The organism is Marinibacterium sp. SX1 (assembly GCF_050389775.1).
Lineage (GTDB): Bacteria > Pseudomonadota > Alphaproteobacteria > Rhodobacterales > Rhodobacteraceae > Marinibacterium.
Genome location: NZ_CP177144.1, coordinates 1,714,719 through 1,727,729, shown reverse-complemented (window position 1 = coordinate 1,727,729; position 13,011 = coordinate 1,714,719). Strand labels below are relative to the sequence as shown.

The 13,011-nt window shown below is 68.7% G+C and carries 8 protein-coding genes; 5 read left to right on the top strand and 3 right to left on the bottom strand.

Going from position 1 to position 13,011, the window contains the following annotated elements:
* Nucleotides 1-30: 30 nt before the first annotated feature.
* Complete coding sequence (locus ACK3BB_RS07595) at nt 31-519, bottom strand: ureidoglycolate lyase (protein WP_428928114.1); 489 nt, start codon at nt 517-519, stop codon at nt 31-33.
* On the bottom strand, nt 516-1,925 hold the full coding sequence (puuE, locus tag ACK3BB_RS07590; RefSeq protein ID WP_428928113.1) for an allantoinase PuuE: 1,410 nt from the start codon (nt 1,923-1,925) through the stop codon (nt 516-518). The genes ACK3BB_RS07595 and puuE overlap by 4 nt, the downstream gene beginning before the upstream one ends.
* A gap of 142 nt (nt 1,926-2,067) precedes the next feature.
* On the opposite strand from puuE, the gene uraH reads away from it, so the two are divergent.
* Both uraH and ACK3BB_RS07580 read left to right on the top strand, forming a co-directional pair.
* A complete protein-coding gene (gene uraH / locus ACK3BB_RS07585; protein ID WP_428928112.1) occupies nt 2,068-2,424 on the top strand; it encodes a hydroxyisourate hydrolase in 357 nt (118 codons plus the stop codon).
* 277 nt (nt 2,425-2,701) lie between these two features.
* Nucleotides 2,702-3,931 (top strand): urate hydroxylase PuuD, encoded by a 1,230-nt coding sequence (locus tag ACK3BB_RS07580; RefSeq protein WP_428928111.1) that lies wholly within the window; start codon nt 2,702-2,704, stop codon nt 3,929-3,931.
* 318 nt (nt 3,932-4,249) lie between these two features.
* Here the strand turns inward: ACK3BB_RS07580 and rpiB are convergent, their stop codons facing one another.
* The gene (gene rpiB / locus ACK3BB_RS07575) at nt 4,250-4,699 is read right to left on the bottom strand and encodes a ribose 5-phosphate isomerase B (protein WP_428928110.1); all 450 of its coding nucleotides are present in this window, start codon (nt 4,697-4,699) and stop codon (nt 4,250-4,252) included.
* Nucleotides 4,700-5,272: 573 nt separating this feature from the next.
* Between rpiB and ACK3BB_RS07570 the strand changes: the two genes are divergently transcribed.
* From ACK3BB_RS07570 to ACK3BB_RS07560, 3 genes are all read left to right on the top strand, one after another.
* A complete protein-coding gene (locus ACK3BB_RS07570; RefSeq protein ID WP_428928109.1) occupies nt 5,273-6,331 on the top strand; it encodes a hypothetical protein in 1,059 nt (352 codons plus the stop codon).
* A 260-nt stretch (nt 6,332-6,591) separates the two neighbouring features.
* Complete coding sequence (locus ACK3BB_RS07565) at nt 6,592-8,403, top strand: autotransporter assembly complex protein TamA (RefSeq protein WP_428928108.1); 1,812 nt, start codon at nt 6,592-6,594, stop codon at nt 8,401-8,403.
* Nucleotides 8,404-8,405: 2 nt separating this feature from the next.
* Complete coding sequence (locus ACK3BB_RS07560; protein ID WP_428928107.1) at nt 8,406-12,971, top strand: translocation/assembly module TamB domain-containing protein; 4,566 nt, start codon at nt 8,406-8,408, stop codon at nt 12,969-12,971.
* Nucleotides 12,972-13,011: the final 40 nt, after the last annotated feature.

The following is a 13,011-nucleotide window of genomic DNA, read 5'->3' as shown; positions in this document are numbered from 1 at the left end:
CTCTTCCGCCCCGGTCCGGCGGCCGGGCGCTCAGGGCGCCTCGACCACCCGGTAGGGCGTGTCGAACCAATGTTCCTGCAGGTTGTCCCCCGCGCCGATCCGGTCGACCACGGCAAACAGCCCCGGCCCGAAGAGCGGCGTCAGCACCCCGTGCCAGGTGCCCCGGTGATAGTTCACCCCCTGCCCCGGCGCGGTGCGAAAGGCCCGGGGCCGGCCGGGCCGGCCGTCCTCGTCGGGCGCCACGATCACCAGGAAGGGCTTGCGCGACATCGGCACAAAGGCCTGGCTGCCCTCGGGATGACGCTCGACCATGTCCAGCACCAGGGGCAGCGCCCTGGGCTCGGCATCAAAGACCGAAATCCCCGCCCGCCCGTCGCCGAAATCCAGCGTGGCCCGGTCGTGGTAGCGCCCGCAAAGCCCCTGGTTGATCACCTTGTCGGGGCTGCCCGCCGTGTCCAGCACGTCGCCAAAGGGCGCAAAGGCCGCCTGGCTCAGCGGTTCGATGACAATGTCGCTCATGGCAGGATCGCCTTCAGCCGCAGCAGCGCGATGCGCTCGACCTGCTTGCAGGCCTCGGCGAATTCGCTGTCGCGGTCCTGGTCCAGCCGGCGCCGGAAGGCCGCCAGGATGCCGGCCTTGTCGTGGTCGCGCACGGCAATGATGAAGGGAAAGCCGAACTTCGCGGTATAGGCCTCGTTCAGCGCGGTGAACTCCGCCCGTTCCGCATCGGTCAGCGCGTCCAGCCCGGCCGACGCCTGTTCGGCCGTCGAGTCCGCCGTCAGCCGCCGGGCCGCGGCCAGCTTGCCGGCCAGGTCGGGATGGGCGCGCAGCACCTCCATCCGGCGCTCCGCACCGGCCGAGCGGAACACCCGGGCCAGCGCGTTCTGCAGCCCCACGGCGCTGTCATGGGCATAGCCCAGTTCCAGCTCAAAGGCCCCCTCGGCGATCCAGGGCGAATGTTCGAAGATCCCGCCATAGGCCTCGACAAAGGCCGCCCGGTCCATCTCGGACGGGCGCAGCCGGTCTTCGGGCGGATGCACCCGGGCCCAGTGTTCGGCGATCTGCAAGCGGGTGGCAAACCACACACCCTCGTGGCCCTTGACGTAATCCAGGAACCGCTGCAGCGCCGCTGCCCGGCCCGGCCGGCCGACCAGCCGGCAATGCAGACCCAGCGACAGCATCTTGGGCGCGCCGGCCATGCCCTCGGCATAGAGCACGTCGAAGGAATCGCGCAGGTAGGCAAAATACTGGTCGCCCGAGTTGAATCCCTGGGGCGTGGCGAATCGCATGTCGTTGGCATCCAGCGTGTAGGGCACGATTAGCTGGTCGCGCCCGGCGATCTTCTTCCAGTAGGGCAGATCGTCGTCGTAGGTGTCGGCAATATAGGCAAACCCGCCCTCGGCCGCGGCCAGTTCGACCGTGTTGATCGAGGTCCGGCCCAGGTACCAGCCGCGCGGGCGCTCGCCCACGACCTCGGTGTGCAGGCGCACGGCCTCGTCCAGCATCGCCCGTTCCTCGTCGGCGGGCATGTCCTTGAATTCGATCCATTTCAGCCCGTGGCTGGCGATTTCCCAGTTGGCCTCCTGCATCGCGGCCACCTGTTCGGGCCCGCGGGCCAGGGCCGTGGCCACGCCGTAGACCGTGACCGGGATGTCCTTCATCATCCGCCACAGCCGCCAGAACCCGGCACGCGCGCCGTATTCATAGATCGATTCCATGTTCCAGTGGCGCTGGCCCGGCCATTGCGCGGCGCCGACGATTTCCGACAGAAAGGCCTCGGACGCGGCATCGCCATGCAGGATGTTGTTCTCGCCGCCTTCCTCGTAGTTCACCACGATCTGCACGGCGATCTTCGCGCCGCCCGGCCATTGCGGATCCGGCGGGGTCGGCCCGTATCCGATCATGTCGCGGGGGTATCTGGTCATCATCAGCCTCTTCGTTCTTCATTTCGTTCTATTGCGCTGCGGCAGGACGCATGGTCAGAATTCAGGGGAGAGCCTGACAAAAGGCAAGCGTTTGCTCAATTCCTCGGCACCTGACCGTGCCCTGACCCATGGAAGGACCAAGATGGCCGGATATCTCACCACCCATGTGCTGGACACGGCGCGCGGCTGCCCGGCGCAGGGCATCCAGATCGCGCTCTACAGGGTCAGCGGCAATTCCCACAAGAAGATCGCCACGGCCGAGACCAATGCCGACGGGCGCACCGATGCGCCGATCCTGCCCGAGGGCAAGTTTGCCGTGGGCACCTACGAGCTGATCTTCTTCTGTGGCGATTACCTGCGGGCCACGGGCCAGACGGCCGACGACCCGCTGTTTCTCGACCAGGTGCCGATCCGCTTCGGGGTCAGCGACGGCGCGGCGCATTACCACGTGCCCCTGTTGCTGTCGCCCTATGGCTATTCGACCTACCGGGGCAGCTGAGGCCCCCAGCGGTACAACCAGCCCCGTAACCCGCCCCGCACCCCACTCCTCCCATCCGCCGCTCCGCCGGGCCCGGGCCGCACCCTGCGCCGGGCGGACCGGGGTGGGTGGGCGGGAGGCCCGCCCGGCGCAGGGTGCCCTTGCCAGCTGCCCCAAATGCCCGGATCCTGAGCCAAGCCCGCCACGCGCACCCGGCCCGGCCCCACGCCCCGCCACTTCGGGTTGATCAACCGGCCCGAACGGCCGACAACCTAGATCACCCAACAGGAGATCCCCCATGTTCGACCTGCCCATCCTGCTCGACTGGGCCAGCTTCGCGATCCGCTGGTTGCACGTGATCACGGCCATCGCCTGGATCGGCTCGTCCTTCTATTTCATCGCCCTCGACCTGGGCCTGAACCGCAACATCGCCGGCCCGGCCGATGGCGAGGAATGGCAGGTCCATGGCGGCGGGTTCTACCACATCCAGAAATACCTGGTCGCCCCCGACCAGATGCCCGACCATCTGACCTGGTTCAAATGGGAGGCCTATTCCACCTGGCTGACCGGGGCCGCCCTGCTGATGGTCGTCTACTGGGCCGGAGCCGAGCTGTTCCTCATCGACCAGTCCAAGACATCGCTGCCGACCTGGGCGGGCATCCTGATCTCGGCCGCCTCGCTGACCATCGGCTGGCTGGTCTATGACCGGCTGTGCAAATCCGGCCTGGCCGAAACCCCGACCCGGCTGATGCTCATCCTCTTCGCCCTGCTGGTCGTCATGGGCTGGGGCTATACCCAGGTCTTCACCGGCCGGGCCATGATGCTGCATCTCGGCGCCTTCACGGCCACGATCATGACGGCCAACGTGTTCTTCATCATCATTCCCAACCAGAAGATCGTCGTGGCCGACCTCAAGGCAGGCCGCACCCCCGATCCGAAATACGGCCAGATCGCCAAGCTGCGGTCTCTGCACAACAATTACCTGACCCTGCCGGTCATCTTCCTGATGCTGTCGAACCACTACCCGCTGGCCTTCGCGACCCAGTACAACTGGATCATCGCGGCCCTGGTCTTCCTGATGGGCGTGTCGATCCGGCATTTCTTCAACACGATGCATGCGCGCAAGGGCAGCCCCTGGTGGACCTGGGCCGTGACCATCGGGCTGTTCCTGGCCATCGTCGCCCTGTCGGTCGCCGGCCGGCCGTCGCCCGATTACGACGAGGCCACCGCCCTGCCGCCCCATGCCGCGCGGTTCGCCGCGGCCGAGGGGTTCGAGGATGCAACCGACATCGTCATGGGCAATTGCTCGATGTGCCACGCCCGCGAGCCGCTGTGGGACGGCATGGCCCATGCCCCGCGCGGGGTCTACCTGGAAACGCCCGAGGATGTCGCGCTGCATGCCCGCCAGATCTACCTGCAGGCCGGCATGAGCATGGCCATGCCCCCGGCCAACCTGACCTACATGGACGCCGAATCGCGGGCGTTGCTGGTGCGCTGGTACGAAGCCGGGCGCGCCAGCGAAGGCTGACCCCGGCCGCCCGGACGAGCGGCCACGCGAGGCCGCGCCACCGGGGGGCACTGTTGGGATCGCGCCGGGTCTCGCATCGTCGGGTCACACCGGCCGGGGCGCCGTCAGAGCCGCACCGGGCCGGCAACTGTCGGAGCCGAAGCCGGCCAGAAGCCGTCCCGACCGCGCCGTCAGACCCACCTTCCCACGGTCACCCCATCAGGCATCGTCACCCCCCGCGCCGTGCCCCACCTTGTAAATCAACCCCGCACATGAAAACGCCGGCGCCCCGTGGCGGGGGCCGGCGGCTGGCTCTTCGGTTGTGAATGCTTTGGCGGATCAGGCTTCCAGCGCGGTGATCATGTCGACGCGGGTGGCATGGCGCCCGCCTTCGAACTCGGCCCCGACAAAGGCATCGACGATCTCCAGCGCCAGCCCCTCGCCCACGACACGAGCGCCGATCGACAGCATGTTGGCATCGTTGTGCTGGCGGATCATGCGGGCCGAAAACGTGTCAGAACACACGCCGCAGCGGATGCCCGGCACCTTGTTGGCCGCCATCATGATCCCCTGCCCGGTGCCGCACAGGATGATGCCCAGCTGGCAATCGCCCGAGGCCACGCGCTGCGCGGCTTCGGCCCCGTGGCGGGGGTAATGGGTGCTCTCGGGCGTGGTCGGGCCGATGTCGACGACATCGACGCCCCGGGCTTCGAGGTGACGGGCCACGGCCTGGCGCAGGTCGATGGCCGCATGGTCGCTGGAAAGAACGATGCGTCTGGTCTCTGTCATGGCGCCAGTATCCACCAAATCGCCCGCCGGGCAACCGAAAGCCGGCCCCGGCTTGCGCCACGGCAAGCGCCGCTGGCCAGACTCCCGGCTCGGGCCAGACCCCCGCTGGGGCCGGACACGCGCTTCTGCCACGCGTCGGCGAGGCACGGCTCCCGGCCAAGGGTGCACTTTGATCAAGGACGCGCTCCAACCGGACGCCGGCAAGGCACGCGCCCTTGCCCGGCGCGGGTCCCGGCCAGTCAAGCGCGGGCGGCCCTGCGCGCGCTGCGGCCAGCCCCCAGCTCAGGCCAGGCACAGGCCCCAGAAAGGACAGTCACCAGCAAGGACAGGCCCCAGACAGGACGACCCCAAACAGGACGGGCCCAGACAGCACAGGCCCAGACCGATTGCACATCCCCTCCCCCCAGGCCGGGCGACCGGGGCGCAACAGCCACCCCACCCCCGACAGGCCCGCGAAAGATTTTTCTTTCTCGGCGCGATCCCTGCGTGTCAGATACATGCACAGCGCGAACCCGTCCGCCGGGTCGACGCGCGCATCATGGGGAGGCTGCGGGAACGGCAATGGGTCTCGCGATGTCCAAGTTGCAGGCGGCGCGCGCCGCCCTGCGTTGCATCCGCCGCGGGCTCGGCCCGCTGCTGATCACCATCCTCGTGCTCGCCGGGCTGGCCGCCCGGGCCTGCGACATGCCCGAGGATTACCTGCGCGACCTGCGCCCCGCCGCCGACGGCCCGCCCACCGAGATCTCGGTGGGCTTCGGGGCGGCCGACGTGCTGGGCGTGGATGATCCCAACCAGCAGATCATCATCGATTTCTACGTCCGCCTGGCCTGGACCGATCCCCGGCTGGCCCATCTTGTCGGCTGCCGCTTTGCCGCCACCGACATCTGGTTTCCCGAGATCTACATCCTCAATTCCTCGCAACTGACCCAGAAACGCCGCAATGCCCGCAACGACGTCGGCATCGAGGACGGCGGCACCATCGTCTGGGTCAACCGCTACATCGGCGGGGTGTCGACCTATCACAACCTGCGCCGCTTCCCCTTCGACGACCAGGTCTTCGAGATCGAGATCTCGATCCCCGAGGCCTCGACCACCGAGGTCCAGCTGGTCCCCGATTACGAACGCACCTGGCTGGGCGAAAAGCTGAACATCGAGGGCTGGGATTTCCATTCGATCTCGATGCGGGTCGAGGATCATTACTTCCCCCAGGTCCAGCAGGAGGTCTCGCTGGCCGTCATCGGCCTTCAGGCCGAGCGCAACTCGGAATATTACGTCTACCGCGTGCTGCTGTTGCTGGTCATCGTCGTGGCCATGTCCTGGGTGATTTTCTGGGTGCCCCCGGGGCGTTACGAGTTCCAGATCGGCATCTGCGCCACCGCCCTGCTGACGGCCATTGCCTTCAATTTCTCGCTGTCGTCCAACCTGCCCCACGTGGGTTACCTGACGATCATGGACCGGCTGGTCATCTGGGCCGTGCTGCTGATCTTCCTGGCCGCCGTGCAGGCGCTGATCACCGTGCAGCTGGTGCTGCGCGAACGCACCGAGGCCGCGCTGACCCTGGACCGGCGGGCGCGCTGGGTCTTTCCGCTGATGTTCTTCGGGGGCTGGGCCGCGATCATCGCCCTGGGCTGACCGCCCTGGACCGGCGGCGCGGCGCGCGGCACTGGGGTCCGCATCTGGCCCGGTTGCGCCACGGCCGGCACAAAGGCCCGGATCCCGCCGGGTCGGGCAACGGCCGGCCCGCCGCGCAAAGGGGGCAAAGGCGGCGGTATGTCGCGCATTTGCCATGGCTGGCCCCCGGCCTGCGCCGGTTCGGCGATTAGACGTTAACGCCCCTGCGTCCTTTTGTTAGACAGGATGCAAACGAGGTAACAGACGTGGGTTCGGGCGGGGTGAAGACGATTTTCAGAAACGAGCGCCGGTTCGGCCGCGCGATGGCCATCGGGCTGATGACGGCAACGGTTCCCGGGCTGGCCGCGGCATTCGACGCGCAATTGTCCATGACCGATGGGCCGGAAAAGCTGGAAAAGCGGCTGTCGGCCGCCTCGCTGGCCATGTCGCTGTCGCGCGATGACGACACCCGCCATACCTCCAGCGAGATCCTCGCCGCCGCGCGGGCCGATTACGGCACGCTGATCAGCCTGCTCTACGACGCCGGTTACTTCGGCCCCGAGATCCACATCTATGTCGATGGCCGCGAAGCCGCCGACATCGCCCCGCTGAACGCGCCCGAGACGATCACCAAGATCGACATCCAGGTCACGCCGGGCCGGCTGTTCACCTTCGGCCGGGCCGACATCGGCCCGCTGGCCCCCGACACCACGCTGCCCGAAAGCTTTCGCTCGGGCCAGCCCGCCCAGACCAGCGCCATCCGCTCGGCGGCCATCACCTCGATCAACGAATGGCGCGACGACGGCCATGCCAAGGCCGACATCTCGGACCAGACCATCGTGGCCGATCACCCCGAGGCCGTGCTGGATGTCGAGGTCGAACTGCAGCCCGGGCCGCGGCTGGATTTCGGCCAGCTGACGGTCAAGGGCAACCAGGACGTGCGCACCGATGCCATCCTGCGCATCGCCGGCTATCCCGAGGGCGAGCAATTCGACCCCGAGGAGCTGGACAAGGTGCGCAGCCGCCTGCGCCGCACCGGGGCGTTTTCCTCGGTCGCCGTGCAGGAGGCCGACACGCCCAATGCCGATGACACGCTGGATATCGGCATCACCGTGGGCGAACAGCTGAAACGGCGGTTCTCCTTCGGGATCGAGATCGAATCCGACGACGGCATCACGCTGAGCGGCGAATGGATTCACCGCAACCTGTTCGGCGGGGCCGAGCGGCTCAAGATCGAGGCCGAGACAGGCACCGATTATTCCGATGGCGGCTTTGACGGCAAGCTGACCTTCCGCCTCGACATGCCGGCCTATTTCGGCACCGACAACGACCTGTTCTACTTCGGCGGCATCGAATATCTCGACGAGCCGCATTACGACGCGGTCAACCTCTATGGCGGGGCCGGTATCCGCCGGGTCTTCAGCGAGGACCTGACCGGCGAAGTGTCGATCGGCCCGTTCTTCAGCCAGGTCGACGACGCCTATGGCTCGGACCGCAAGTTCCAGGCTGTGCGCCTGCCCTCGCGGCTGGAATGGGACAAGCGCGACGATCCGGTCAACGCGACCAAGGGGTTCTACCTGCGCACCAATGTCACGCCCTATGCCGGGTTCGGCGAAACCCAGGCCGGGGTGTCGGCCCTGGTCGACGGGCGCACCTACCTGGCCGTGACCGATTCGATCGTCCTGGCCGGCCGGGCGCAGGTCGGCTCGGTGCTGGGTTCGTCGCTCACGGGGACCACGCCCGACCTGCTGTTCTTCTCGGGCGGTGCCGACACCGTGCGCGGCCAGCCCTATGAATCGCTGGGCATCCCGGTGGGCACCGACACCGCCGGGGGCAAGTCGTTCCTGGGCCTCAGCGCCGAGGTGCGGACCCGCGTGACCAGCGCGATCACCCTCGTGGGCTTTTACGATTACGGCATGGTCGGCCCCGACAGTTTCGTCACGGCCGACGACGAAAGCCAGTCGGGCGCGGGCCTGGGCCTGCGCTACGGGCTGTCGGGCATCGGCGCGATCCGGGTCGACGTGGCCTATCCCGTCCATGGCGACACCAGCGACGGGCTGCAATTCTACATCGGGATCGGACAGGCGTTTTGACCGTGTACAAAGTTACCCTCGTCGGGCTGACCGCCCTGAGCCTCGCCACCGCCGCGCCGGTCGTGGCGCAGGACAGCGACGAAGAGAGCGGCGGGCGCCTTGTCCGCTTCCTGGAAAACACCCTGTCGGGGGACGGCCGGACGATCCGTGTTGTCGGCCTGAGCGGCGCGCTGTCGTCGCGGGCCACGATCCAGCGGCTCGAAGTGTCCGACGACAACGGCATCTGGTTCACCCTCGAAGGCGCCGTGCTGGACTGGAACCGGCTGGCGCTGGTGCGCGGGCGGTTCTCGGTCAACGAGCTGTCGGCTGAGCGCATCGTCTTTGCCCGCCCGCCGGGCACGACGACCAACCCCGACGAAGACCTGCCGGCCCCCGAGGTCACGCCTTTCCAGGTGCCCGAACTGCCCGTGGCCATCCAGATCGGCCAGATCTCTGTCAGCGAGATCGACATCGGTGAACCGGTGGTCGGCGTGCCGGCCCAGCTCAGCCTGGACGGCAACCTGTCGCTGGCCGACGGGGCGCTGGATGCCCTGCTGGACCTGCAGCGGCTGGACCGCGACGGCGACGAGATCCGCCTGGAAACCAGCTTTGACAACAGCTCGCGCGACCTGGTGCTGGACCTCGACGTGGTCGAAGGGCCCGGCGGCCTGATCGGCACGGCGATGAACCTGCCCGACACGCCGTCGATCGCGCTGGATCTCGCCGGGCGCGGCCCGCTTGAGGATTTCATCGCCCGCCTGTCGCTCAAGACCGATGACGAGCTGCGTTTCGGCGGGGCGGTCACGCTGAGCGGGCTGTCGGCCCAGGCCGGGCAGGATGGCAGCGTCGAACAGGTGCCGCTGGCCTTCACGGCCGACCTGGGCGGCGACATCCGCCCGCTGCTGCCCGAGCAGTTCCACGAGTTCTTCGGCGACGACACCCGCATCCAGGCCAATGGCCAGCGCGACCCCGACGGGGCGATGGCCGTCAACGCCATGCGCATCAAGTCCCAGGCCCTGGCGCTGGACGGCGCGCTGGACATCAGCGCCGAAGGCGCGGTGCAGACCGTCGTGCTGCAGGGCGGCATCACCCCGCCCTCGGGCGAGGTTGTCACCCTGCCCGTCCCGGGCCAGGTCACCACGGTCGAACTGGTCAACCTGAACGCCGGCTACGACATCTCGGAAAGCCGCGACTGGACCCTCGACCTGCAGGTCGAAGGGCTGGCCTCGTCCGAATTCACCCTCGACAGCGCAACGGTCAGCGGCGCCGGCCAGGCCGGCGCGGGGGCCGGGCAGGACATGCTGGACGGATCGGTCACGGCCAACCTCGTCGGGCTGGGCCTGTCGGACCCGGCCCTGTCCAAGGCGGCCGGCGACAGCCTGGCGCTGGACGGGCGCTTTCGCCTGATCGACGCCGGCGAGCTGATCCTCGACGGCATGACCTTTACCGGCGCCGGGCTGGATGCCACCGTCGATGCCACGCTCGACGGGCTCGACAGCGGGCTGCGCGTGGACACCACGGCCAGCCTGTCGGTTGCCGACATCTCGCGCTTTGCCGACCTGGCGGGCAAGCCCCTGCAGGGCGCCCTGGATGCCCGGGTCAGCGGCCATGTCGTGCCGCTGAGCGGCGGGTTCGACATCAAGCTCGACGGCACCGGCCAGGACCTGGCCGTGGGCATCGAACAGGTCGATCCGCTGATCACCGGCCAGACCGACCTGGCCATCGACGCCGCCCGCGACGAAGGCGGCATCACCCTGCGCAGCTTCACCGTCAACGGCACGGCCATCACCGCCGAGGCCGAAGGCGTTCTGGCATCCGAGGGCACGCGCATGACCTTCGACGCCGAGGTCGACGACCTGGCCCGCGTGCTGCCCGACCTGCCCGGCCCGGCCCGGCTGACCGGCGACGTGCATGGCGAGGGCGAGGGCCTGGTGGGCAATGTCAGCCTGACCGGCCCGCGCGGCATCTCGCTGACGGCCGACGGCCGCTACGAGGACGGCGCCAGCCAGGCCCATGTCGACGGCAGCCTCGACGACCTGGGCATCTTCCTGCCCCAGCTGCCCGGCGCGGCCCAGATCCTGGCCGATGTCCAGCAGACCGGGGCCGAGGATTACGAAGGCACCCTGCGCATCCTGTCCGAAGGCGGCAGCGAGGTCACGGCCGACGGGGTCTATGGCCCCGGCAAGACCAACGCCCGCATCGACGCCCAGCTGACCGACCTGGCGGCCTTTGTGCCGCAACTACCCGGCGCGGCCAGCCTGAACGGCCAGGTCGAGGAAGGCGACGACGGCTATACCGGCACGATCCGGGCCGAAACCGCCGATGGCAGCACCGTCAACGCCCGCGGCACCTACAGCCCGACGTCCCTGACCGCCGATTTCGACGCCGCCCTGGCCAACTTGGGCATCTTCGTGCCCCAGATGCCCGGCCAGGCCAGTGTGACCGGCAATGTCGTGCAGAACGGCTCTGCCTATGATGCCGTCCTGCGCGCCCGCACCGCCGATGGCAGCACCGTCGATGCCGATGCGACCTATTCGCCGACCGAGATCCAGGCGACCTTTGACGCCGTGCTGGCAAACCTGGGCATCTTCGTGCCCCAGATGGCCGGCCAGGCCTCGGTCACCGGCCAGGTCACCCAGAACGGCGATGCCTATGACGGCACCGTCTCGGCCCGCGCGGCCGACGGGTCGGTGCTGGATGCCACGGGCACCTATGGCCCGGGCCAGACCCAGGGCCAGCTGAATGCCGACCTGATGAACCTGGGCGCCTTCGTGCCCCAGATGCCGGGCCGGGCGACGGTCACGGCCGATGTCACCGAAAGCGACGGCGCCTATCGCGGCGAGGTCCAGGCCCGCACCGCCGACGGCAGCACGGTCAGCGCCCAGGGCGCCTATGGCGATGCCGAGAAATCGGTGACCTTCGACGCGCTGCTGGCCCAGGTCGGGGCCTTCGTGCCCCAGCTGGCCGGCAATGCCCGGCTACAGGGCCAGGCCAGCGAAGGCGATGACGGGGTCTATACGGGCAATGTCTCGGTCGATGGCACAGCCGGCCTGACGGCCACGGCCAGCGGCCAGGTCGATCCCCAGGGCGCGGCCCAGCTGACCTATGAAACCAGCCTGGCCCGGGTCGAGCGTTTCGTGCCCGATTTCCCCGGCACGCTGGTCTCGCGCGGCACGGCCTCGCGCGATGGCACGGTCTGGACCATCGACAGCAATTCCAACGGCCCGGCCGGGGTCGAGGCGGCCATTGCCGGCACCTATGACCAATCCGCCGGCACCGCCGATGTCACCGCCCGGGGCCAGGCCCTGCTGACCGCGGCCAATGCCTTCATCGCGCCGATGGCCGTCGACGGCCCGGCCCGGTTCGACCTGCGCCTGAACGGCCAGCCGGCCCTGAACGCCCTGTCGGGCACCATCGACCTGCCGGGCACGCGCATTGCCATCCCGCAGGTCTATGGCCAGATCGACCCGCTGTCGGGCCGGATCTCGATGAATGGCGGCTCGGCCCAGATCGACCTGCAGGGTCGCTGGGCGGATGGCGGCAGCTTTACCGTCACCGGCCCGGTCCAGCTGTCGGCGCCCTATAACGCCGGGCTGGACGTGGCCATCAACCAGCTCGTCCTGACCGACCAGGCGCTCTACAACACCACGATCGGCGGCCAGGTCGGCATCGACGGTCCGCTGGTCGGCAACGGCCGGATCACCGGCGTGGTCAATGTCGGCACGACCGAGCTGAACATCGCCGCCTCGTCGGGCAGCGCCGCCGGCGCGCCGATCCCGCCGATCCGCCACCAGGGCGAAGACAGCGGATCCTACCAGACCCGCGAACGCGCCGGGCTGATCGAGGAAGACGATGGCAACGGCGGGGGCGGCGGCAGCGCCGGCCCGGGCTATGCGCTCGACATCACCATCTCGGCCCCGCAGCAGATCTTTGTGCGCGGCCGGGGGCTGGATGCGGAACTGGGCGGCGGGCTCAGCCTGCGCGGCACCACGTCCAACATCGTCCCCGCGGGCGAGATTTCGTTGATCCGCGGCCGGCTCGACATCGTCGGTCGCCGGCTCGACCTGGACCGTGGCCTGGTGACGCTGGAAGGCAGCTTTGATCCCTATATCGACTTCGAGGCCTCGAACACCTCGTCGGCCGGCACCGCAACGATCCAGATCTACGGCTCGTTGCAGGAACCCCAGGTCGAGGTCACCTCGTCGCCCGAACGGCCGGCGGAAGAGGCCCTGGGCCTGCTGATCTTCGGCGACCAGTTCACCAACCTCTCGCCGCTCAAGATCGCCCAGCTGGCCAATTCGCTGGCCGTGCTGACCGGCAAGGTCGGGGCCAATGGCGGCATCCTGGGCAGCGCCCGTGACGGGCTGGGCGCGGCGTCGCTCGACCTGACGACCGACGAGGACGGCAACGCCCAGGTCGGTGTCGGGGCCTACCTGTCCGAGCAGATCTACACCGATGTGTCGGTCAATACCGAGGGCCGCACCGAGCTCGACCTGAACTTCGACGTGACCGACAAGGTCACGGCCAAGGGGTCGGTCGACAGCGAGGGCAACTCCTCGATCGGCCTGTTCTTCACCAAGGACTTCTGAGGGCGGGCGGCGGCGCCGCCGCCCCCTCCCCTGCCCCTCA